The sequence below is a fragment of the Paenibacillus sp. 1182 genome (genome assembly GCF_017833915.1).
GTDB classification, from domain to species: domain Bacteria; phylum Bacillota; class Bacilli; order Paenibacillales; family Paenibacillaceae; genus Paenibacillus; species Paenibacillus polymyxa_D.
Map to the genome: position 1 here is coordinate 137,350 of NZ_JAFICR010000013.1, position 23,676 is coordinate 161,025.

Here is a 23,676-nt window from a genome sequence, read left to right on the forward strand (position 1 = left end):
GGCTTTTGCTGACTTGCTTGCTTATCCCGTGGCTCTGGATTCTTGTCGGAGCTCGCAGGATCGAGAGCCTTTGCAAGCCTGTGAGCGTTGAATAGGCATTCACCTCATGACCTAACATCAAGGAGGAATTACAAACGTGAAAGTGAAATCAACATGGTTGTTCCGTATGGTGATGATGACAGTGATCGCGGCTGTCGTGATCGGACCTATGAATATTGCAGGAGCGGCAGGAAGCCGGACAGATCGGCCTTGGATGAACACGAGCCTGTCGGCTGAGAAACGGACAGCGCTGCTGCTACAGGAAATGACGCTGGAAGAAAAAATAGATTTGGTGACTGGCAAGGTCAACAATTACTATGGATTCTATAATAATTCGATGGAGCGGTTGGGCATTCCGGCGCTGACGATGGCAGATGGACCTGCAGGTGTACGTATCGCTAATCCGGATGTGCAGGACAAGCAATCGACTGCGTTGCCTGCTCCAATTGCGCTGGCTGCAACGTGGGATATCCAAGCTGCCAAACAGTATGGGGATTTGCTCGGAGACGAGGCTTTTAATACAACTCATAATGTGGTGCTTGGACCCGGGATGGATATTGCCCGAATTCCATGGGGATCGCGAAACTTTGAATCTATGGGCGAGGACCCGCTGCTGCAATCTCAAATGGCGACCGCTTATGTCAAAGGTATACAAAGTCATCCTGTTCTGGCGACTGCCAAACATTACCTTATGAATAATCAGGAGACAGAGCGTTTCACAACAAATGTCAAAGTCAGTGACCGTGCGCTGCATGAAATTTACATACGTCCGTTTCAGGAGGCTATTGCCAAGGCAGACTTGGGCGGAGCTATGTGCTCCTTTAACAAGGTCAATGGCGAATCGGCATGTGAGAACAAGACCATCATGACAGATCTCTTGAAAAAGGAAATGCAATTCAAGGGCTTCGTGATGAGTGATTACGGCGCGAACCTGAGTACAGTCGAATCGGCAAATAGTGGCTTGGATCTGGAAACACCGGGGACTCCTTATGGAAAATGGGGAGATCAGCTGCTGGCTGCTGTCAAGAATGGTAAGGTAAGTGAAAAAACGATTGATGATAAGGCTGGGCGCATTCTGGTGCAAATGTTCAGCAAAGGTTTATTTGATCACCCGGCTCAAAATAACCAAATTGATGCCCATGACCATGGCAAGACAGCCCGTCAATTGGCTGAGGAAAGTATGGTACTGCTTCAAAATAAAAACAATGCATTGCCATTGTCTAAAGATAAACTCAAGTCTATTGCTGTGATTGGCCCCGATGCAGATAACGGCACTGTGGCAGGCGGAGGCAGTTCGCTGGTGAATCCGACGTATACCGTGAGTCCGTTAGAGGGCATCCGCAATCGTGTCGGCAAAGGAGTTACCGTCCAATATGCACCGGGCACAGACCCGATCTCTGCAGGAGACATTATGCCAGGGCCATCTGCTGTTCCGTCTTCACTGTTGACTACATCTGATGAGAAAGAGGATATCAGTGTTGGATATGCGACTTATGGAGATGGCGAACAGGGACTTCGAGGCGAATACTGGAAGAATAACAAGATGGAAGGCAATCCGATTCTTGTACGCAATGATGACCAAGTCAATATGAACCTTGGATTTTATAATTATCAGGGCTTCAATGCGAAGTCCCCTAAAGTTCCAAATACACCAACGACACTGAACGGCTTGATATCTGCACGCTGGACAGGGGCAATTGCAGCTCCCAAGGATGGTGACTATGCATTGTCATTAACCAGTTTGGGATCAAGCAAGCTGTATCTCGACGATAAGCTTTTCGTGGACAATCAAGGTGAAAAGCTGGGCACTACGAAGAAAAACATCTCCCTTAAAGCGGGTGAAAAGCACAAGATACGTATTGAATACCGCGCTGATTATCCGACCAATGGTCGGGATTCCGGTGGTATGGTTCGTCTGGGCTGGGAACCTCCGGCAGATACGTCAGATAAGCTGATTGACAACGCTGTGAAATTGGCGAAAAAATCGGATGTTGCGATTGTTGTTACGCGCACGTATGAGAGTGAGGGATATGTTGAGCGTTCCGATATGGAGCTCCCGAATAATCAGGATCGGCTGATCCGTGCGGTTGCGGCTGTAAATCCGAAAACCATTGTCGTACAAATGAGCGGCAGAGCCGTGCAAATGGATACATGGCAGGACAAAGTCCCTTCCATCGTACAAGCATGGTTTGCTGGACAAGAGCAAGGGAATGCTATAGCGCGCGTCTTATTTGGAGATGTAAATCCTTCGGGCAAGTTGCCGGTAACCTTCCCGGTTAACGAGCAGTCTACACCTGTATCCTCACCAGAGAAGTTTCCGGGTGTGAACGGTATAGGTGACTATTCAGATGGTATTTTTGTAGGCTATCGTGGGTATGAGAAATCGGGTATTCAACCGGCGTTCTCCTTTGGACACGGTTTATCCTATACAACATTCGGATATAGCGATCTGAAAACCAAACAGCATGCGAGTGGAAAAGAATCCGATCGCATGAGTTCCGTCGAAGTTTCGCTCAAATTGAAGAACACCGGCAAAACAGCCGGAGCTGAGGTTGTACAGGTGTACAGCGGTAAGCTTCCGACAAACGTAGAGACTCCATCCCGTCAACTGGCAGGCTGGTCCAAGGTAGAATTAAAGCCGGGTCAAGAGAAGAAGGTTCGCATTGAGCTCGACCCGAAAGCTTTCTCTTATTGGGATGAAAAGTCCAAAGCATGGGTTATGCCGGCGGGTGAAGTGCCCATGTATGTGGGTAGCTCCTCACAGGATTTACGACTGACAGGAAGTGTTACGATTCCGGCTACCTCTACAGCAAAGGCAAAAAAGTAAATCCCGTTACATTTGTTTTAAAATGGTTATATTCAAGAGAGCACGGGCACAAGCACCGGCTCTCTTTTTGCTATCGGTATGTAAACGTCTAACAGGTATGCAAAGGGAAACCCAAGTGAAAGCTGAAATAGTAGAGAGAGTGGGGACAGGCTAGTGATGGGGAGAGGAGGATATTAGATGAAGAAACTCCAAAAGCAACGACGTACTGACATCTGGCTGCTTATAGCTGTAGTAGCCATTTTGATCTGTGCGGTCCTGGCCAGTATGGCTATACGGAATGTTTCGGGGCCGAAAGCAGAAAATAATGTCAACATGTGGCTAACAACACCCGATCCGGCGAATCGTCTAACCCAACAAGCCCCGATCCGTTGGGATAAGAATGATAAGGATAGCAGTAAAGAAAAGGCTGCGAATGCGGATACACTGACGATTGAGATTAAGCCAGATATTCGTTACCAGACGATGGAAGGGTTTGGCGCAGCGGTGTCCGGTTCGTCCGCTTACCTGATGAATCATGGCATGTCTGCCAATCAGCGTGATCAGCTGCTAAATGATTTGTTTACAGCCAGTGGCATTCAACTCAGTTATATTCGCCATACCATTGGAGCATCGGATTATTCCGTAGATGAACAGGGGCAGCCTGGCAGCTATACCTATGACGATGTGGCAACAGGCAAGGACTATGAGCTGAATCATTTCTCCATCGCTAAGGATCGGGATGTAATCGACGTGCTGAAGCAAATCTTGAGAAGAAACCAGGATTTAAAGATTATGGGGACCCCGTGGACAGCTCCACCCTGGATGAAATATGGGGAGCAGATTTATAACGGCTGGTATTTGGACTATACCGATCCGCGCATCTACCAGGCTTATGCTAACTATTTTGTTCGTTACCTACAGGCTTATGCGAACGAAGGGATTCCGATTCAGGCGATTTCCATTCAAAATGAGCCAGAATTCACGACGTCCAAGTATCCCAGCATGAGTATGGGGGCAGCAGAACAGGCGAATTTTATTAAACAATATCTGGGCCCAACCCTAAATCGAAACCATTTATCTACTCAGATTATTGCCTTTGACCATAACTGGGATACAGGGAGTGAATATGCCAAGACCGTGTTAGGAGATGAACAAGCTCGAAACTATACGCATGGAACAGCCTTTCATTGCTACAAAGGAGAACCTACGGCGATGAAAGATGTGCATCATGCTTTTCCAGATAAGCCTGTATATATGACAGAATGTAGTGGGGGAGCGTGGAGTCCGGGCTTTGGAGATGATTTGAGCTGGGATATGTCCAAGCTGATCATTGGTGCACCCCGAAACTGGTCGCAAAATGTCCTCTTTTGGAATATCGCACTTGACCCGTCCGGGGGGCCGACCAATGGGGGGTGCACCAACTGTAGAGGTGTAGTGACCATCGACCCGTTAAGCGGTGCAGTTACGAAAAATGTGGAGTACTATGCGATTGGGCACGCCAGCAAATTTGTCCGTCCAGGTGCGGTACGTATTGATTCTACACATTATAGTGGAAGTATCGAAACGGTCGCCTACTGCAATCCGGACGGTACGCTTGTCCTGATTGCCGCCAATACAGGAGAGAACACAAAGACATTTAAGGTTCGGCAGGGAAATAAGGTTTTCAAATCTACCCTTCCATCCAAGTCCGCGGCTACCTTTCAATGGAATCCTACGGCTTTCTGACACGGTCTGTACATCAACGTTTTATAGAAGTTTTAGAGCGCTTAGCCCATCTGGCTGAGCGCTCTTTTTTCATTTGCTACAAAATCCAGACTGCGAAAAAAATAAAATTTTAATATTGTTCAGAATTGGTTCAGAGGCGGATGATAAGATCTTTTCACTAATAACAAGAATGAACCGTTTACGGGGGAGAGTCTGATGAATCAAGAAACAAATAAAGAATGGCAAAAAGTGCTGATGGTGACGTTGCTGGCAGGTATGGCATGGGGGCCCCAGCTTGTTCATGCGGAAACGAAAGGGGAGACGTCTGCGATTGTGACTAAAACCAGTACAGTCTCTTTTACAGATCAATCCACTATGTCATCCCAGGCATTACAGGCGGTGCAGGAGGCTGTGAAGCAAGGACTAATCACGGGTTATCCAGATGGTTCCTTCCGCCCAGATCAACCGTTAACGCGCAAGGAAATGGCAGCTTTGCTGGCTAATGCACTTAAGCTTGACGCTACGGAGCAAGCAGTAACTTTTAAGGATACGCAGGGGAGTTGGGCCGCTTCTTATATAGAAGCTGTGCGTGCGGCAGGTCTAATGACCGGAGATGAATCAGGTGCTTTCCGCCCGAATGCTGCGGTGAGCCGTGAGGAATTGGCAGCAATTCTGGTGAGAGCGATTGGAGGAACCCATGTTCAAGGCGGAGATGTTCAAGACATTTCTGATGGGGATCAGGTGAGTTCATGGGCCAAAAACAACGTAGAAGCAGCTCTCAAACTGGGGTTAATGGATACGCCGGATAATCGGTTTGACTCTAAAGTACAGGTAAAACGTCAAGATATCGCAGCCTTTCTGGTGAATGTGTTCCAATCGGGTGAACGGACGGGAATCCTTTCTCGTATCGACGGGGATATCGCTTATATGGATGGAAAGCCCTATTTGATCGGCCAGCAATTGAAGCAACTGTTCGGAGCGGACAATGTGCCGGCGCTTCAAGGGGCTACCCTGACCTATCAGGCATCGAACCGAAACGTAGCTGATCTGTCGGCGCTTCAAATTGTGCAAAGTGGTACGGCCCAACATCCGGTGACTTTATATAGCAAAGGGTCAGAATTTAAAGGCAAGTTAGCTATTGCAGCGGATTTTGTGCGAATTCAAGGAGCTACGTTACCTCAGGTAACCTTGATGCAGGGCGCCAAAAATGTAGAGATTCATGCAGACGTAAACGAAATGATCGTAGATACGCATGAGCCTATTCAGATCCAGGGAAGTGGTGTATGGCAGCAGCTTAAACTGAATTTTGCCGATACACAGGTACGTCTTGCCAATGGGATACAGACTGTACAGACCCGTCTTGCGGAGCGGGGAACAGAGACTCAAATTATACGTGATACCACGTTGGATGCATCTTCGGATACATCCTCAACAAGCACTAAAAAAAGTTCATCCGGTGGTGGCGGTGGCAGTTCTACAACGAATCCAACGCCAACACCAATACCAACACCTAATCATGTACCTGTCTCAGCTATAGTTCCTTCCGATCAATATGCCATTATGGGTTCCGGAGATACGCTGGTGGATTTGAAAAATGTGTTTTACGATGCCGATCAGGATGAGTTGTCGTATCATGCGGTCACTTCGGATGTATATGTAGCAGAAGCAGAAGTGGCAAATAAACAGCTTACTTTAAAACCTAAATCAGTAGGAAGCACACAGGTATTTGTTACGGCAGAGGATGGAAAGGGCGGCAAAGCGAGCGTGTTTTTCAACTATACAGTGACCAGCTCTACTTATGAGGAGGACATTAATCACAGTCCTGTCGCGAGCAACAGCCTAAATGACATTCCTTTGCTCTTAAATGAAGGTGGCAAGCAGATTAGTCTGTCTGACTTGTTTAATGACGAGGATGGCGATGCACTGACCTACACGGTGGAATCGGCTTCGCCAGAGGTGGCCACAGGAGAAGTTACAGGCGATCAGCTTATACTTACGCCGCTTCAAGCCGGCACTAGTCTAATGACGATAACAGCCCATGACGGCAAGGGAGGCACAGCCTCGCTTCAGTTTGCTGCTATGGTGAATGCGCCTTTGCCTGATCCGCAGCCTGAGAATCACATACCTGTGGCTTTGCCTCATTTACCTATCGTAGTTACTAATGTGTTACAGGACAAGCTGATGCTGTATCCAGGTTCGTTATTTATGGACCAGGATGGCGACACCTTGACGTATACCCTCACTTCCTCCAATCCCCAAGTAGGCAGTGTGGTGGAGAATGGAGAAGATTCATTTGTAGCACTGCATAACGCTGGTATTACGATGATTGAGATTTCGGCGAATGATGGCCGTGGGGGCGTTTCTTTCACTTCATTTATGCTCCAAGTTGAAGCTCCTCAACCCGTAAATCATCGTCCGGTAGTGACCCGTGTGCCTGAACCTCAATATTTGGACCCGGGAGATGGTCAGCAAATATTGCAGCTGAATGATATGTTCTCTGATGAGGATGGCGACATGTTGACCTATACTGTGGTGTCTTCTGATCCATTGGTGGCAGGGGGGCAGGTAGAAGGGAATACACTTTTCATACAACCGTTGCGTAATGGTGTGACGTTCCTTACGATGACAGCAAATGATAATCGTGGTGAAACGACATCTTTTACGATTCCAGTGATTGTTGAGAAAAGAGATTTGTTCATTTCCGAAGTCGTGTGGCAAGGCGAACCGGATTATCTGGACCAGGCGATTGAATTGTACAATCCGACCAACAGACCGTTGGAGAAAAATAAAATCTGGATTGAGCGATCCGACCAACCAGACCCGATTATCATAAATGCCAATGACGGAGATGTCATTATGCCTGGGCAAACCTTTGTAATTGCGAATGATTTGAGTTCGTTCGGATCGGAAGATTGGTATTATACCTTCCTGCAGTTACAACATAACAATTCGGAACCCGTTACGCTTAAGCTGTACTACAACAACGTGCTCATTGATATGGCAGTTATTGGTCAAGGGCAGGCCTTGGGACGGAACAGTGGTACGGTCATTGGTAATACAGATCCATATCAAGCTGGCGAATGGAATGTTGAGGGGACGAACTCCCCTGTTAATTTAGGTGACTTTATCGGTAGGGAGAGAATGACACCATGAAAAATAAGAAGTTAACCGCTCAGCTGGCAGCTGCATTGCTACTGCTGAGCCCCTCGCTTCCTGCCGGAGCAGAGCAAGCTACCGTGATAGATGCGGCTTCCGTAGCCAATGGGCCGACAGGGAACAATACTGCCACCTGGACGGACGTACAGCAGCTTACAACACAGCAATTGGAACAACTGCAAAAAGCCCGTGAACTCGGGATTATCCAAGGCGACCCCGCCGGAACGCTCCGACCTGGGCAGAAGCTCACACGTCAGGAGCTAGCCGCACTGCTGGTCAAAGCGTTGCAGCTTCCGACGGGCAACCTGGACGGCGCTGCCTCCTTCACGGACGTGCCCGCCGATAGTTGGGGGCGCCCGGCTATAGAGGCAGCCCGTAAGGCCGGGCTGATGCAGGGCGACGCCAACGGACGCTTCCGTCCGAATGACCTGATCAGCGCCCAGGAACTGGTCGCGCTGTTGGTCAGGTCCGCTGGGACGGGGACGTCTGCGGGCACGCCCGCTAGCACAACCGACTCGCCGTCGGCACAGACGCTGCCGACGGCGTGGAAGGACGCCAGCCCGTGGGCGGCCCCGATGATTCGGGCGGCGCTGAATAACGGGCTGATGAGTGAATTTGGCGGAAATCTACACGCCAAAGACTCGGTAAGCCGCGTAGATGCGGCCAGCCTACTCGTATCTGCTTTGTTTCCACAGGAGCGTGCTTCGCAGCTCGAGGAAATGGACGGCAAGCAGATACGGATCAATGGCATCGCGTATGACGTGGCAGAGCCGCTGCGCGGCATTTTTCACGCGGATAATCAGACCGCGCTGCGCAACGCGGGCATTCGTTTCCATGCCACAGGCCGGACGGTGGACAAGGTGACTTGGTTGGAGCTTCGCAGCAGCGGGACTTCGGCTCGTGACGGCGAAGCGGAGTTCAGTGGCAACATTGTGCTGAACGGACACGGCTCCACGCTAAACGGAGATTTGGTGATCGCTGGTGATTTTACATCCGTACTGCACTTGAATGTGGAACAGCAGTTAACGGTGGATGCCCGGGTACAGCAGGATTTTTATGCACAGGATGTACAGGTGCAGGGACAGACCCATATTAATGGCGGAGATAACAATACAGTTGTATTTGATAGCTCAACGTTGACGCAAATGGATGTCACAAAGCCAGAAGTTCACGTTGTACTTAGTGGTACCGCAAGCGCGACGATCATGAACGTCCAATCCAGCGCAAGCATTGAGGTTAGCGCGAATGCTTCCTTGCCGCAGCTGAATGTTAATGAAGGGGCGAACAAAGTCAATCTTCAGGGAACGGTTCAGACCGTTCAGGTAAATGGCAGCCAGTCCGTCGAGATGACAGGTAATAGTACAATCCAACAGCTGACTGTCACAGGGACGGGTGCCTTGGAATTGAAAACGACAGGCAGTATTGAAAATATTCAAGTCAGCAACCCGGCAGCTAAGGTAAATGTGAGTGGAAATGTACAGGTTTCTGCGGTCACACTGGGTACCGGAGTAGCTTCCAACGCTGTTACGGGTCTAGCTGCGGCAAGTGTAACAGGTACGTCCTCATCTTCTGGAAGCTCATCTGGTTCATCCAGCAGCGCTAACCGTTCACCGGAAGTCGTGAATGCTTCAGTAGAGCGTGTAGTCACAGAAGGCGCTGGTGAACAGTTGTACGATTTACGCCAATTCTTTACCGATCCTGATGGGGATACCTTAACCTTTTCGGCAGCTTCTCTTCAATCCGGCATCGTACGGGCGTCCGTATCGGGCAATACATTAAAGCTTACGCCAGTCAGTGTCGGAAAAGCATCCATCAGTGTATCGGCTAATGATGGACGGGGAAAAAGGGTGTCGTCTACCTTCAAAATCACCGTGAATGGCCAGCCAGTATCTGCAGGTATACCAGATCAGGCGCTTACTGTGGGACAATCGGACTCGGTACTGCATTTGAATGATTATGTTCAGGACCCGGAAAATGCAAGCTTAACGTATCAGGTTACAGTTGATGATCCTGCTGTAGCGTCGGTGGTGCTTGCGGAGGATGAATTGCGTCTGAGTCCGCTTCGAGCGGGCAGTACGAGCGTTCATGTCACTGCCAATGACGGACAGCAAGGAGAGGATGGCAGCACAGGCCAAAAGCAGATTGATTTCAAGCTAACGGTTCAGGGCGCTCCTAACCATGCTCCACATGGACAAGCCCCTCAGCCGTTAACCGTCACATTGGGCCAGCCGGATATGACACTGGATCTTTCAACAATATTTACGGATGCAGATGGCGACCCACTGGTGTTCACAGCGATCAGTTCGGATGCTTCCATCGTGCAGACTACCATAATGAGAGCTCAGCTTTCTTTGCAGTCGCTGCAAGCGGGGAGTGTAAGTATTACCTTGACGGCAGATGACAGCAAGGGTGGAACAGATACAGTTACCTTGATTGTAACGGTTTTGCCCATACCTAACAGTAGCCCGGTAGTAACCCGTGCACCAGACGCTGTACATCTGATTTTAGGCAAGGCTGACGGAACTGTGGATCTGTCCACCATCTTTGCTGACCCGGACCATGACCCGATTCGTTATGAGATCAGTGCGTCTGATCCAGCCGTGGCAGATGCTACAGTTCAAAATGATCAGCTTGTTATTCATGGGTTGACTAGCGGCAATACCGTGATTACCATCACGGCTAAAGACGATAGAGGCGGAGAGATTAGCGCAGACCTACAGGTTCATCTATTGGAAAATGCGGTTATTACAGCGATCCCTGAGCAGTTGCTTCAATTGGGAGATGCTGCATCAGAACTGGATCTCTCACCGTTCTTATTGAACTGGGATCTAGCATCCCTGTCAGTGACAGCAGACACGTATGATCCAGGAATTGCTACGGCCCATATGAATGGTCAGAAACTACAGTTAAACCCAGTAAGTGTAGGGACCACGAGTGTAACACTCAGTGTGTATGATCAGTACGGACGTGCAGAGGGAGCGACGTTCCCGGTTACCGTCAGCATGCCTCAGCTAAATCAAGCTCCTCAAGTCGTAGCGGCTATAAACGAGCAGGTATTGACTCCCGGAGTTACACAGCAAAGAGATTATGATTTGCAACAGCTGTTCAGCGATGAGGATGGAGATGTGCTTCAGTTTACGGTCAGCTCCAGTGATCCGACATTGGTGAGTGCATCAATTAATGGCAGTATCTTAACGGTGGCTTCTGGAACAGGTAGCGGTCTTGCCGCTGTTACCATTACAGCCACGGATGGTCGGGGAGGTTCTGTGCAATACACGTTGAATACACGCAATGCCGAACTGGTTTCCGGCGGGATCACTCCGATAGGGGTTAAATACGGCTTGCCGCACAGAACCGTGGATCTGTCCAGTTATTTCCCAGGACAATCTAAATTCCTGGTATATAGAGGAACGCCATCATCGACATTCATCGGTCCTGTAGAACTCATGGGCACCTCCATTCCCCTTTCCCCCGAACCTTTACTGGTATGGGTGGTAGGAGCGGATGGAAGAGCTGTCGTATTTCAGGTCCAACAGGAACCACAGCAAGCGCCTGCTGTATATTTCTCGCAATATGTGGATGGCGGGGATGGAAGAATTGTTTTGCAATTGTATTATAACGGGAATGGAGATCCTTCCCATCGGGCAGACGGTTACTCACTGGAGTTTCATCAATGGATGAAGAAAACAAACCAAATGAAAGTTACCACTCTACCGATTAATCCGGTTTATCCTGCCATGCCCTATATAATCATCGACACTATTTTCTATGATTTCATGGATATTACGAATGCTTGGTATTTCAATGATGAGGGCGATTTCTACAACCCGAACGAATTTAACACTGTTGCATACGTTTTAAAATACCAAGGACAAGTGGTGGATGTATTAGGAAATCCAAATTCACATGAACAGTTTACTCCACAAGGAGGAACGTTCGTCCGCAAGTCAGGAATATCCTATGGATCGTCTGCCTATAATCAGCCAGATGAGTGGAATGCGTTCCCGAAAGGGACCTTTCAATTTGTCGGCATTCATACACCATAAACGGTATGTTTGTCTGCGATCGCCTGTTTTTTTTGAAGACAGGTCATGAATTCTTAAAAAGGTGTAACCCATCAACTATGGAGGGTTACACCTTTTTATGTACAAAGAGGTAATGATAAAAGAGATCATTTATAGCAGTGAGTGCAGTCACATAGACATATACAAAAACATGACTATAATGTACATATAGTTTAAATTTAGTCTTTTTGGGGCTGACGGTTCCACACACTTTACTCACAAAGGAGAGGGTTCATCTCATGAGCATACATTTGGAATTGGATTCCTTATCCGTTGAAAGGCTAGAAATGGCCCTTTCAGGACGACCGGGAATGTTCAAGCTGTTTTATGACACCGAGGATTGTGGATGCAATGGCGTACTCGTCATTTTGGTTGTCACCGCGCCCAATGCAACTGATAAAGCAGTACAGTCTGAGCCTTATTCTTTTTGGGTAGATCAGCAGCAGGAACAGCAGTTCGATAGCAGAATGCGGCTTGAGGCAGACCCTAGTTACCCGTCGTTCAAGCTAAGTAGTGATGCCGGTATATTTAGTAGCAATGTTAGAATTCAAGATCGGCGCGCGAACTCGTCCGAGGAGTGATGTGCGGAGGTAATAGGAATTCATTAAGCACCAAAAAAGCAATTCTGATTTACACCAAGTTTCCAAAAGACGAACCTTGTTTAGCCTATATGGCAGAGGTTCGTTTTTTTTGTGTTATATTCCATTCGTTCCTCCAAAAAATGAAGTGTTTAGTGGCCTGCTCTGAAGTGGTACAATAACCTTTATGATAATCGGAGAAGGACGTTGAGAAGATGAAAAACTTGCTCGTTTCGGGCTATCGTGCCCATGAGCTGAATATTTTCAGTCAGAAGCACGAAGGCATTCCATATATTAAAAAGGCGATTGCAGGCAGGCTTATTCCCCTGATTGAAGAAGGGCTGGAATGGGTGATTACCCCAGGCCAATATGGGGTGGACTTGTGGGCCTGTGAGGTCGTTACTGCACTAAAACAGCAATATCCCCACCTCAAATGCTCTATTATGATGGCTTATCAAAATATGGACGAAAAATGGAAGGAGGACAAAAAGGAATATTTTCAGCAGATTTGTGCCGAAGTTGACTATGTAGGAGTAGTCAGCCGCCAGCCTTATCAGGGGATATGGCAACTTAGGGCACGGGATGAACTTCTTTTCCGCAAAACAGACGGTTTATTGCTTGTTTACGATGAGGATGCCGGAGAGGGCAGCCCGCGTTTTATGAAGGAACTGGCATTGAAAAAACAACAGGCAGAGGGCTATCAGTATATCAGCATCAGCTCGGAGGATATCCAGAGCATCGCGGATGAAGAACGATTATTCATGGACCTCTGATTTTTAAAGCATTAGCCCGGATTTTTGAACAAAAAGGACGTATTCGTCCCTTTACATTGATGTAAGCGCTATCATAGAATTTAAACAACAATAACTTATCAGTCACATAAAATAAATTTATTGAAAATACAAACTATGAAAGGAGCTAATGATTCAGATGAACAAAAGGTTTCGGTATACTGCGTTACTCTGTCTCGGTGTCATGTTGTGTGGAGTGGTCACCCCGATGGATAGCCAGGTCTCTGCTGCCTCTACGAGACAAATGGAAAAGCTGAACCGGGGAGCCGTCGCTGTTAAGGTGCCTGAGGGTGTACTGGTGAGCTGGCGCTTGCTGGGCACAGAAGCGGATTCGGTCGGCTTTAATTTGTACAGAGGGACAAGCAAGGTGAATGATGCGCCGATACCATCGAGAACCAACTTTTTGGACAAGGCAGGTTCGACCTCATCTTCGTATACCGTTCGTGCCGTGGTCAATGGAGCAGAGCAGGCCGCTTCTCCTGCGGTGAAGGTATGGAACAACAACTATCTGGATGTTCCGATCCAGCAGCCCGCGGGAGGCACAACTCCGGATAATGTGAGCTACACGTACCATGCCAATGATGCCAGCGTAGGGGATCTCGATGGGGATGGCGAGTATGAGATTGTGTTAAAATGGGACCCTTCCAATGCCAAGGATAATTCGCAATCCGGTTATACGGGAAATGTATTTTTGGATGGCTACGAACTGGATGGAACGCGCAAATGGCGGATCGACCTGGGACGGAACATACGGGCTGGAGCCCACTATACGCAATTTCTCGTCTATGATTTTGACGGAGACGGCAAAGCAGAGATCGTATGTAAAACAGCAGACGGCACGGTAGATGGTACAGGTGTAAAGATCGGGGACGCTTCGGCTGATCATCGAAACACGAGTGGATATATTTTGAAAGGTCCCGAGTTTCTCACTGTGTTCTCAGGTGATACAGGCAAGGCTCTTAGTACGATTGACTATGTGCCACCACGCGGAACGGTATCGAGCTGGGGAGATAATTATGGTAACCGTGTAGATCGTTTTCTCGCCGGGGTTGCTTATCTGGATGGCGTGAGACCCAGCATAGTGATGGCACGTGGGTATTACACTCGCACCGTTCTGGTCGCATATGATTGGCGGAATGGTAACCTGAGCCGACGCTGGACCTTTGACAGCAACAGCTCCACCAATGCCGGAACGGCTGGACAGGGGAACCACAGCTTGAGTGTAGCGGATGTGGATGGAGATGATAAGGATGAGATTGTGTATGGCTCGCTGGTTGTAGACGATAACGGAGCGAAGCTGGTTAACACCGGGATGGGACATGGTGATGCACTTCATGTTGGCGATCTAGACCCCGACCGTTCGGGCTATGAAGTGTTCAAGGTGAACGAGGACAAAAATGCCACCTACGGAGCTGCCATGTACGATCCGCGTAATGGAAATATTTTATGGGGCGTAAATACAGGCAAGGATACCGGAAGAGGCATGTCAGCAGACATTGACCCGCGGACCAAAGGGAACGAGCAGTGGGCACCGGGTATTGGGTTGCGTTCAGCCAAGGGACAGCTCATCACCAACACGCTACCGTCTTCCATTAATTTTGGCATCTGGTGGGATGGGGATCTCCTCCGTGAACTGCTGGATCATACCTCATCAAGCGCTGGAAAGATAGACAAGTGGAACTACACGAACTCGACTACTTCCAACTTGCTTACGGCAACAGGAACGAGTTCCAATAACGGAACCAAAGGAACGCCGTCCTTGCAGGCCGATCTGTTCGGTGACTGGCGTGAGGAAGTCATTTGGCGTAAAAGTGATAATTCAGCGCTGCGTATCTACACAACACCATACGAGTCAGAACATCGATTTTACACGCTTATGCATGATCCAGTGTATCGCTTGAGTGTTGCCTGGCAAAACGTAGCTTATAATCAGCCGCCGCACACCGGGTTTTATCTGGGAGAAGGGATGTCCAAGCCCCAGCAGCCGAATATATATACTCCTTGATATGTCGTTAGACAGTGGTTTGAAAACAAATAGAATGAACAAAAACAGAGAGGGCTCCAAGCGAATTGGAGCTCTTTTTGTCATGAGAGCCCAAGAGATAACGTATGCTTTCCATAAAAATGGGAACATTAGTTCTTATCGGTGGAATATATGTATGAAAAAGGAGGCGGAATCTGTGAGTTCTTTAACGACTGAAGGTATGATCGAGCTCGTAACTAATGTCGGATTCCCTGCTGCATTAAGTCTGATTCTGTTAAAATACATCCTCGTCACTTTGAGCCGCAGATTAGAGGAGCTGGACCGATCTGTTAAGCAACTGTCGCTATCTTTGGAAGAGATGGAGGCAAAGCAAGTGAAACAGTCAGAGCAACCGTCCCCGGCAAATACGGACAAACTTCGTGCAGAATGAACAAAAAAAGGCAAATAGAAACAATTTAGCAACCCAATCGAGAAGCGAAATTCTTATAATAGAAATGTCTGCAGTTTATGCAGACATATGATTATGGAGGTGTATATAAGTATGAAATTAAATACGAAGCTATCCGCACTATGCATTGCGGCCACACTTATGAGCGTGGCACAGGCCGCCGCTGCCGCGCCCGCTGTGACCGCTCCAGCGGAAGCGACGCAACCGAGCGTTGCCAGTCCGGCCGCATCCGCCCCGGGTCAGGTGCCAGCACCAGCAGCGTCTGCACCGGCTACGACTCCAGCCCCGGCGCAAGCGCCGTCGGCTCCAGCAAGCTCGCCCCCGGCTGCAGCCGCAGGTTCTGCCAAAGCCGCTACACCAGTAGCTCCGTCTGCACCAGCACAGCGTCCATCTACATCGGTAGCACCCGCGGCTGCTCCGATCGTACCTTCGACTGTGAAGCCGTCTAAGCCGCAACAGCCGTCCACTTCAGCGCCAGCAGCAGCGGCTACCAACGTGAAACCGACGCAACTGGACAAGCTGAACCACGAGAGTGCGGTTCCGCTTGTGTTGGAGGCGCAGTCTCGTTATCAATATGCAATCAGTGGTGGCAGCCCGGTGGGTAAGTCGTTCCAGTTGAACGGTAAAAGCTACCGCTATCTGTCCGAGGACATCGGTACAAAGACCAAATTGATCAGCTATCTGACGCAGGCCTACACAAAGCAGGCGAGTGAGCAATTTGTCGGTAAATTTTTCGTCGAAGTTAATGGCAGATTAGCTCAGTTGAACGCAGATGGTGGCAATTTGTTAGAGTTCAACCGGGCTACGGCGAAAATGGTAACCATGACTCCGGTGAAGCGCAGCTACCTGCTGACCGTGCCTTATCCGGCAGAAACCAAGCAGGCGAATGAGAAAATCACCGTGAATTTTGAAAAGGTCGGCAGCTACTGGAAAATCAGCTCTGCGCCGCATGTCATTTTCTAAATTAAGATTTTGCAACAGGCTTCATATGGGGTAAAGTGATGTTAAGGCTTGTTTCGTAAGCCCCAATTCAATGCAGGGGAGTGCTGTGCAATGATGACACCCATCAAGGTAAAAGACGTTAAGGATATTGAAAAAATCAATCAAATCGTATCCAATTTTACGTATGACATCTGGATTCATGGCAAAAGCGGCATGGCAGATGCCAAATCCATTTTAGGCATGTACGTGCTGAAGCTGGATGAGCCGCTAACTCTGGTTGTACCTGACAATGTTAATCCCAAGAAGTTGTTCAAGGAGTTGGAGGAGTTTATCCATTTTCCTGCTCAAGAAGGATAAAAGGCAAGCAGGCACTTGTAAACACTGGATGATCTATTACTAAAATAACGCAAAGAAGCCGTGGAACCTAAGTCCCACGGCTTCTTTTTTTAGTGTTCTTCCTCGTCTAAAAACGGGAGATTCACCGAATAGTACATAACCCCCATAAGCAGCACGCCGCCAACCAGATTTCCGAGCGTGACCGGAACGAGATTATGGATCACACCAGCGACAGAAACCGTACCCGGATGATCCAGCACGAGCGCAATGGCGAAAGTACACATATTAGCCACACTATGTTCATATCCCGAAATGAAAAAGCAGAACACAAACAGCATCATGGCAAACATCTTTGCACCATTTTCCTTCATAAACATGGGAACAAAAAAGGCAAGACAGACCAGCCAATTACACAAAATAGCTCGGAAGAATAGCTGCATTGCAGGCGCTTCCATTTTATGCTCAACCACGCTCAGTAGAAAGCTGTTCACGCTGGAGGAGTCAAACAGCCCGGTCAAGTAAATAAGGAGTGCAAATACCCCCGCACCCAGCAAATTACCGCCATAGCTGGCAGCCCATAATCGAAGCACCTGTCCCCAGCGTAGCTTTTTACGGAGCGCAGCATAAGTGTAATAGAAGGTGTTACCTGTAAACAAATCCCCGCCGCCGTAAGCGATCAGAATGATAGCCGCTCCGAATGTGAGCGCCGCCATGGGATAAGTGAATGGAGAATGCTCCATGTAAAAAAAGTTGCCCGTCTTGAAGGCTACAATAACGCCGAACCCGATGAACATACTCGCCAGCATGGAACGTGCCAAATACCGGAGTAGGCTCTGCTTGTAAATTTTGTACTTCTTCATGGCTAGCTGTTCGACATTGCGTAAGCCTTCCGTCTCCATATTTAAGGACAACCTCCTATTTTCTCATATGTAAGTCTTTAAACAGACTTTATTTTTCCCGAAACATGTCCAGTCTATCAGCAATTCTGTTAGCTTAACAAACCAAGCTTTTGCAGTCCGTACAAAATACCGTCTTCATCTGCGCGTTTTGTGACCATTTTAGCTGCGGCTTTGGCTTCATCACAGCCGTTGCCCATCGCGACGCTGTTATGTATAGCTGTCAGCATCTCCACATCATTTAAGCCATCGCCAAAGGCGTATTGATTTTCAGCGGCAATGCCCAGTCTGGACGTAATTTCGCGAATACCCTTCGCTTTGGAGCCAGCATGAGGAACAACGTCCACAGAACTCGGATGCCAGCGCACAAAGTCAAACGCCTTGAATACCGTTTCATAGAAAGGCTCTTCTTCTGCTGTACACATCAACAGCGTCTGATAAATATCTCTTCCTTGGAAATAGAGCGGATCGTATCCAACTGAAATCTTGGCCTTAAGCGTTTGGACCGATTTCTCTACAAGCTCATCGTTAGGAATATTGGCCTTCATGTCCATATGATCCATATATACAAGGGCATGATTATGTGTGAGGGCCAGATCGGTCATCGTTTGCAAGGCTTCTCTGTTCAACGGATTGGTAGCGACCACTTCCCCGCGGAGCACGACATATTGCCCATTAAAGCTGACGTAGGAGTCAATTTCCAACTGCTCGCGGATATCTTTGAACATAAAAGGCGCACGTCCTGTTGCAATGGCCACCTCATGTCCCAGCTCTTTCAAAGCAAAGACGGCCTTTTCTGCCGTTAACGGCATTTTCTTGTCATCGTCCAGCAATGTACCGTCGATATCGAAAAAGATAATTTTTTTGTCTGACATGTCCCTACACCTGACTTTCAATAATGTATTTGTCGAAATGAACTCATATGGATTCATTATATCAAAGGAACTGCTTCTGAATACACAAATACGTATAAATCCTCATGAATGTCCGACCTCTATAGCTTACAATATGAAATAAGGCTTACTGTAAAATATAATTTCTATCTCCTATTTCATAGATGGGATGTGATCACCATGACAAAAATCCAAGTCACACCGGAGCAGCTGGACAGCGTGGCCTCCCAATTTGCCAATGCCCACGGCACACTGTATAACCAGTTAAATGGCCTGGATAGCACAATGAACTACCTTCACAACCAGTGGGATGGTATGGAGAGGAATCGTTTTTATAATGACTATCGAACGGCTAAATATACACTATCTTCTGTATTAAATAAGGTTCAATCCATTGAAATTGAGCTGAAAAGCATCGCTTCGAAATTTAGAAATGCGGATGGTGAAAGCACACGTGGCTTCTGGACAGCCCTAGCTGCGGCAATGAGCGCTAGCGCAGCGCTGGCAGGCAGTGGAGAGGCTGGAGATCATGGTGGTGAAATTGCCAAGCAGCCCAAAAACATAGACGAATGGGAGCAGGCAGACGCGGTTAAATATCATCAATATGAGGAACTACTGAAAAACGCCGAGGCCATCGGCGACAAGCAGGTTATGCAGAAAATTCACGACCAGATGAATGTCCTGCAGCTGCAATATGAGGACTCCGTTACCCGTACAGATTACAATACAGGAGAGACCTCCAAGATCACATCCGATTCCCTTGTCGCCGTCACTGAACTGACAGGTAAAGACGGAAGCAAAACGGATATATCTATAGATAAAAAAGGGAATGTTGTGAGTTATGAGCAAAATACGGATAAATACGATTACTGGGTCCAAAAGCATACCCAATCAGCCGGAGAGCATGCTCTAGGTAAAACGGCCCAGACCGTCACCGGATATGGAATAGGTCTTATTTTGTCGCGCGGGGCTGGTGTTAGTGGGGGAGGTTCGGGCATCGGTACTGGCGCAGCCTCCGGCTGGGGGGAACACGTCGTCGGCATTGGTGGCGGCATGCTCAGTGACAAAGTACTTTTCTCTGTACCCGATGAGGGCGAAACCCGTACCATGATCTACCGAACGAATAAAGAAACTGGACATATTGAGAACATGATCATCGTCACCAAAGGTGAGAATGAAATGGAGTATCGCTATTGGGAAGATTATAACTAGATCTTGAGCAGTGAACGATAATAACGTGTTTAGGAGTACCCATAAAATCTACAGTCTTTTTTTCTGGAATAGGTGAGCGGCAGGTGGAAACTGTAAACTCACTAGCTGGAGAGGTCTGTGGGTTTTTTGTTTACCATTTTTTTCTGAATTCCGATATATTAAATAGATAGAATACATATCCAAGGTAATTTAATTGAATATTCGAAAAAGATTAAAGTACTAGTTTTAGAGGGAGAAATAGTAAATGAAAAAAACATCCATTAGTAGTCGTGTTGTTTTGAGAGGGTAGGGAGAGGAGTTACGATATGCAACAATCAGAGACATTACTGTACACGTACAGGCTAACATTGAAAGATATCATGTTATTTAATTTTTGTTTGAAGTATCAGAAGTCTACTGGGCTTAAGTTGATGGCATCAATCCAGTTTCTGTTGGTCATTATGGCTACATACAAGCTTATAGTAGATAATGAAGTAGATCCTAATACGATAGCGATGTTCTTCTTTCCATTCTTAGTTTTTGTAATTATTCCTTTCTTTACTATTAAAGAAGTGAAAGCTAACTACCTAAATCACCCACAATGGCCTATTGAAAAAGATTATGAGTTTTCAAAGGAGGGTCTTCATTTTACGTACTCTGCGGGTTACAACTGGGATGAAGTAAAGGGGGTCATTAATACGCTGACTGCCTTTTATATATTACTGCCTAATCATAAATTTATATTGGTCCCCAAGCGGATTTTTTCTAGTAGACTGGAGCGCCGACAATTCAAAGAACTGTTGATAACCCAGATCGGATCAGAGAGATGGGATTATAAATTTATAGACAAAATGAGCAAATTAAATAGAAAATAACTATATTTATGGTAAATAAAATTAAAGGCTAATACATTTGTTAAAAGGAGGAACTCATATGTATCTTCTATTTTGTAGCGATCCTCTAAATTCTAAAAGTGTAGATATGGATTACCGTGAAGAGTGCGAGGTTGCACAGAGTCTTGGTTTTGATATAGGGTTGGTCAATTTCGATAATCTGATCGAGGATGAACAGGAAGGATCAGGGTCTAACCCATATATTGTTTCTAAGAATATGCGGGAGTATGTTGCTAATCAGGGAAGCGAGTACGTGAACGCGCTATACCGTGGATGGATGTTAAGGCCCAAAGTATATGGTGCTTGGACTGCAGCCTTGGAGGCAAAGCGAATCAGGATGCTGACAAGTGCTAAGAGTTATAGGAACTGTCACTATTTTCCCGATTCATACTCGTTAATTCAAAATTTTACGCCTCGGAGTGTATGGCTGGAGCGGGACCAATTGGATGCGGAGCATATTCGAGAGGCGGTCATGCCTTTTGGAACGACAGCAATAATGGTCAAGGACTTCGTTAAATCACGGAAACATGATTGGCTGGACGCCTGTTATATCCCGGATGCGTCAGATCAGGTGCATGTGGAACGGGTGATTCGTCGTTTTGTTGAACTTCAGGGGACAGAATTGAATGGAGGAGTTGTGTTAAGGGAGTTCGTACCTTTAGAATTTCTTACCCTTCACCCCAAAAGTGGCATGCCCTTGTCTAAAGAATATCGTCTATTCTTCATGTTCGGAGAGCCTGTTTTTACAGTTAATTACTGGGATGAGGCTGCATATGAGACCGTTCCTACAGATCTGGATGAATTTATTCAGATTGCACGTCAAATCCAAAGTCCATTTTTCACAATGGATATTGCTCGTACACAAGCAGGACAATGGATTATTATAGAATTGGGAGATGGGCAAGTTTCGGGACTGCCTGAGCACACGGATCTTGAAGCGTTCTATACAAATTTAAAAAAAGTGGTGGTGAACCGTGGATTATGGTAAAAGGCACAGTGCTTCTGTTGAATTGGAAGGCTGTGCCTTTCTATCAATTTTGACATTTCACAGACTTGCAATTGGGGTAGCAAATGATGGATGATAGAAGAGGGCCTTTTATGTAGAAAATAGGGCTAAAGATAGAGAGGATACTAATAATAAATAGATCGGATTTACCGTATTTTTGTATATTATTGTAGAAAAAGATCGTAATTCAGGTTATAGTAAAGGAAGAAATTAACTAGGATACCTTTACCCAAATACGTAATTGTGGAGGGAAACATGAGTACATTTAAAAATTGGTTGAATACAACTAAAAAAGGACTTGGAGACCAAGTTAAGAAGTTTAAGAATAAAGATTTTATGGAAGCTGTTGTTGCAGGCTGTGCATTAGTAGCATTTGCTGACGGTACGATTAGTCCGGAAGAGAAAACAAAAATGGCCGGATACATAAATATCAGTGAAGAATTGAAAGTGTTTGATATGGGTGAGGTCATCAACCGTTTCAATCACTATGTAGCGAACTTTGAGTTTTCACCTGAAATCGGTAAACAGGAAGCACTGAAGGCGATTGGTAAATTGAAAGGTAAGCCAGAAGTAGGCCGACTCGTCGTTGGCGTATGTAGCGCTATTGGCGCAGCTGATGGTGACTTTGATGCCAATGAGCAGCGAATTGTGGCTGAGATTTGCGGCGCGCTTGGTTTGAATCCGTCTGAATTTAGTCTGTAAATTTTACGGAAGGGAGGTGTGTTAATCAGTGGCTGTAATTAATCTGGTCAAGGGCCAGAAAATTGATTTGACCAAGGGAAACACAGGACTGACCAAGGTTATAGCAGGATTGGGATGGGACCCTGTACAGTCCAAAGGATTTTTTGGCTTCAAGAAGCAACCCAATATTGATTGTGACGCTTCTGCCATTTTGCTGGATGCCAACGGAAAACTGACTCAGTCAGATAACGTAGTGTGTTTCCACAATAAAAAAAGTCCATGTGGCTCTGTCGTGCATTCCGGTGATAACCTGACCGGACAAGGTGACGGCGATGATGAACAAATTGAAATTGACCTGGCACGTATTCCTGCCAATGTCGACAAAGTGCTTGTTGTTGTGAATATATATGATTGCGTTAACCGGAAACAGGACTTCGGCATGATCGAGAAAGCGTATATCCGCATTCTGGACGGTGCTAATTCCAAGGAACTGGTGACGTTTAATTTATCTGATAATTATGAAGGGCTGACCGCACTGGTCTGTGGAGAACTCTATCGTCATAACAACGAATGGAAGTTTGCTGCAATCGGTGAAGGAACCCATGCCGTACATATTGATGTGCTGGCTCAGCGTTATATGTAATTTTAGGTTGCTCATACAAAACTTAATGTGAAAAGGGGTTCTTACTCATGGCAATTAACTTATCCAAAGGTCAAAAAATCGATTTGACGAAAACAAATCCAGGTTTGTCCAAAATCACAGTGGGTCTCGGTTGGGACACAAATAAATACGATGGCGGTAAAGATTTTGATCTGGACGTATCCGTATTTTTGGCTAATGCGGAAGGTAAAGTAGAATCCGATAAGAACTTTGTCTTTTTTAATAACCCACAAAATGAGAACGGCTCTGTCGTTCATACAGGGGATAACCGCACAGGTGATGGCGACGGAGATGACGAGCAAATTAAAATTGATCTGGGTAGCGTGCCAGCTAACGTTGAAAAGATCGCTTTTACGATTACAATCTATGAAGCACAAGAACGCAGCCAAAACTTTGGACAAGTGTCCCGTGCTTACGCTCGTATCGTAAACGAAGCAAACAATGAAGAATTGGTCCGCTTTGATCTGGGAGAAGATTTCTCAATCGAAACAGGCGTTGTTGTAGGCGAACTGTATCGTCATAGCGGTGAATGGAAGTTCAATGCCATTGGTAGCGGCTATCAAGATGGTCTTGCAGGATTGACGCGCGATTACGGTTTGGCATAAAA

At 47.0% G+C, this 23,676-nt stretch carries 18 protein-coding genes; 16 read left to right on the forward strand and 2 right to left on the reverse strand.

Annotation, left to right across the window (positions count from 1 at the left end; genetic code table 11):
* The first annotated feature begins 136 nt into the window (after positions 1 to 136).
* The 10 genes from JOD82_RS23240 (at position 137) to JOD82_RS23285 (ending at position 16,869) form a co-directional block, all read left to right on the forward strand.
* The gene (locus JOD82_RS23240; protein WP_209949998.1) at positions 137 to 2,866 is read left to right on the forward strand and encodes a beta-glucosidase; all 2,730 of its coding nucleotides are present in this window, start codon (positions 137 to 139) and stop codon (positions 2,864 to 2,866) included.
* Positions 2,867 to 3,043: 177 nt separating this feature from the next.
* Complete coding sequence (locus tag JOD82_RS23245; RefSeq protein WP_209949999.1) at positions 3,044 to 4,570, forward strand: glycoside hydrolase family 30 protein; 1,527 nt, start codon at positions 3,044 to 3,046, stop codon at positions 4,568 to 4,570.
* Positions 4,571 to 4,765: 195 nt separating this feature from the next.
* Positions 4,766 to 7,702, forward strand: a complete 2,937-nt coding sequence (locus JOD82_RS23250) for an S-layer homology domain-containing protein (RefSeq protein ID WP_209950000.1) — start codon at positions 4,766 to 4,768, stop codon at positions 7,700 to 7,702.
* Positions 7,699 to 11,751, forward strand: a complete 4,053-nt coding sequence (locus tag JOD82_RS23255; protein WP_209950001.1) for an S-layer homology domain-containing protein — start codon at positions 7,699 to 7,701, stop codon at positions 11,749 to 11,751. Before JOD82_RS23250 ends, JOD82_RS23255 begins: the two co-directional genes overlap by 4 nt.
* A gap of 257 nt (positions 11,752 to 12,008) precedes the next feature.
* Complete coding sequence (locus JOD82_RS23260; protein WP_029517576.1) at positions 12,009 to 12,350, forward strand: iron-sulfur cluster biosynthesis family protein; 342 nt, start codon at positions 12,009 to 12,011, stop codon at positions 12,348 to 12,350.
* Between the two features lie 212 nt (positions 12,351 to 12,562).
* Positions 12,563 to 13,120 (forward strand): SLOG family protein, encoded by a 558-nt coding sequence (locus JOD82_RS23265; RefSeq protein ID WP_069012927.1) that lies wholly within the window; start codon positions 12,563 to 12,565, stop codon positions 13,118 to 13,120.
* A gap of 157 nt (positions 13,121 to 13,277) precedes the next feature.
* Positions 13,278 to 15,143 (forward strand): rhamnogalacturonan lyase, encoded by a 1,866-nt coding sequence (locus JOD82_RS23270; protein WP_397376031.1) that lies wholly within the window; start codon positions 13,278 to 13,280, stop codon positions 15,141 to 15,143.
* 175 nt (positions 15,144 to 15,318) lie between these two features.
* The gene (locus tag JOD82_RS23275) at positions 15,319 to 15,552 is read left to right on the forward strand and encodes a hypothetical protein (protein WP_039272563.1); all 234 of its coding nucleotides are present in this window, start codon (positions 15,319 to 15,321) and stop codon (positions 15,550 to 15,552) included.
* A gap of 111 nt (positions 15,553 to 15,663) precedes the next feature.
* Complete coding sequence (locus JOD82_RS23280; protein ID WP_209950002.1) at positions 15,664 to 16,533, forward strand: DL-endopeptidase inhibitor IseA family protein; 870 nt, start codon at positions 15,664 to 15,666, stop codon at positions 16,531 to 16,533.
* Between the two features lie 90 nt (positions 16,534 to 16,623).
* The gene (locus tag JOD82_RS23285) at positions 16,624 to 16,869 is read left to right on the forward strand and encodes an HPr family phosphocarrier protein (protein ID WP_209950003.1); all 246 of its coding nucleotides are present in this window, start codon (positions 16,624 to 16,626) and stop codon (positions 16,867 to 16,869) included.
* 89 nt (positions 16,870 to 16,958) lie between these two features.
* Here JOD82_RS23285 and JOD82_RS23290 read toward each other — a convergent pair whose 3' ends face one another.
* Entirely contained in the window at positions 16,959 to 17,747 is a 789-nt protein-coding gene (locus tag JOD82_RS23290; RefSeq protein WP_039272492.1) for a formate/nitrite transporter family protein, read from the reverse strand.
* A gap of 89 nt (positions 17,748 to 17,836) precedes the next feature.
* Positions 17,837 to 18,619, reverse strand: a complete 783-nt coding sequence (locus tag JOD82_RS23295) for a Cof-type HAD-IIB family hydrolase (protein WP_029517570.1) — start codon at positions 18,617 to 18,619, stop codon at positions 17,837 to 17,839.
* 198 nt (positions 18,620 to 18,817) lie between these two features.
* Here JOD82_RS23295 and JOD82_RS23300 point away from each other — a divergent pair, with 198 nt between their 5' ends.
* The 6 genes from JOD82_RS23300 (at position 18,818) to JOD82_RS23325 (ending at position 23,674) form a co-directional block, all read left to right on the forward strand.
* Positions 18,818 to 19,849: a WXG100 family type VII secretion target gene (locus tag JOD82_RS23300; RefSeq protein ID WP_209950004.1), complete on the forward strand. Its 1,032-nt coding sequence runs from the start codon at positions 18,818 to 18,820 to the stop codon at positions 19,847 to 19,849.
* A 305-nt stretch (positions 19,850 to 20,154) separates the two neighbouring features.
* Positions 20,155 to 20,703, forward strand: a complete 549-nt coding sequence (locus JOD82_RS23305; RefSeq protein WP_069012931.1) for a YcxB family protein — start codon at positions 20,155 to 20,157, stop codon at positions 20,701 to 20,703.
* 58 nt (positions 20,704 to 20,761) lie between these two features.
* A complete protein-coding gene (locus JOD82_RS23310; protein WP_209950005.1) occupies positions 20,762 to 21,709 on the forward strand; it encodes an ATP-grasp domain-containing protein in 948 nt (315 codons plus the stop codon).
* A gap of 273 nt (positions 21,710 to 21,982) precedes the next feature.
* Positions 21,983 to 22,429 carry a tellurite resistance TerB family protein gene (locus tag JOD82_RS23315; RefSeq protein ID WP_013369616.1) on the forward strand — a complete coding sequence of 149 codons (447 nt, stop codon included), beginning with the start codon at positions 21,983 to 21,985 and terminating at the stop codon, positions 22,427 to 22,429.
* Between the two features lie 28 nt (positions 22,430 to 22,457).
* Positions 22,458 to 23,051, forward strand: coding sequence for a TerD family protein (locus JOD82_RS23320; RefSeq protein ID WP_069012933.1), 594 nt, complete (start codon positions 22,458 to 22,460; stop codon positions 23,049 to 23,051).
* Positions 23,052 to 23,098: 47 nt separating this feature from the next.
* Positions 23,099 to 23,674: a TerD family protein gene (locus JOD82_RS23325; RefSeq protein ID WP_013308970.1), complete on the forward strand. Its 576-nt coding sequence runs from the start codon at positions 23,099 to 23,101 to the stop codon at positions 23,672 to 23,674.
* Positions 23,675 to 23,676: the final 2 nt, after the last annotated feature.

Bases quoted from the DNA above. Each gene is read 5' to 3' on its own strand.
- JOD82_RS23290 (WP_039272492.1), bottom strand. From the start codon at position 17,747: ATGGAGACGGAAGGCTTACGCAATGTCGAACAGCTAGCCATGAAGAAG.
- JOD82_RS23315 (WP_013369616.1), top strand. From the start codon at position 21,983: ATGAGTACATTTAAAAATTGGTTGAATACAACTAAAAAAGGACTTGGA.
- JOD82_RS23295 (WP_029517570.1), bottom strand. From the start codon at position 18,619: ATGTCAGACAAAAAAATTATCTTTTTCGATATCGACGGTACATTGCTG.
- JOD82_RS23285 (WP_209950003.1), top strand. From the start codon at position 16,624: ATGATGACACCCATCAAGGTAAAAGACGTTAAGGATATTGAAAAAATC.
- JOD82_RS23270 (WP_397376031.1), top strand. From the start codon at position 13,278: ATGAACAAAAGGTTTCGGTATACTGCGTTACTCTGTCTCGGTGTCATG.
- JOD82_RS23325 (WP_013308970.1), top strand. From the start codon at position 23,099: ATGGCAATTAACTTATCCAAAGGTCAAAAAATCGATTTGACGAAAACA.
- JOD82_RS23245 (WP_209949999.1), top strand. From the start codon at position 3,044: ATGAAGAAACTCCAAAAGCAACGACGTACTGACATCTGGCTGCTTATA.
- JOD82_RS23255 (WP_209950001.1), top strand. From the start codon at position 7,699: ATGAAAAATAAGAAGTTAACCGCTCAGCTGGCAGCTGCATTGCTACTG.
- JOD82_RS23300 (WP_209950004.1), top strand. From the start codon at position 18,818: ATGACAAAAATCCAAGTCACACCGGAGCAGCTGGACAGCGTGGCCTCC.
- JOD82_RS23280 (WP_209950002.1), top strand. From the start codon at position 15,664: ATGAAATTAAATACGAAGCTATCCGCACTATGCATTGCGGCCACACTT.
- JOD82_RS23260 (WP_029517576.1), top strand. From the start codon at position 12,009: ATGAGCATACATTTGGAATTGGATTCCTTATCCGTTGAAAGGCTAGAA.
- JOD82_RS23265 (WP_069012927.1), top strand. From the start codon at position 12,563: ATGAAAAACTTGCTCGTTTCGGGCTATCGTGCCCATGAGCTGAATATT.
- JOD82_RS23250 (WP_209950000.1), top strand. From the start codon at position 4,766: ATGAATCAAGAAACAAATAAAGAATGGCAAAAAGTGCTGATGGTGACG.
- JOD82_RS23310 (WP_209950005.1), top strand. From the start codon at position 20,762: ATGTATCTTCTATTTTGTAGCGATCCTCTAAATTCTAAAAGTGTAGAT.
- JOD82_RS23305 (WP_069012931.1), top strand. From the start codon at position 20,155: ATGCAACAATCAGAGACATTACTGTACACGTACAGGCTAACATTGAAA.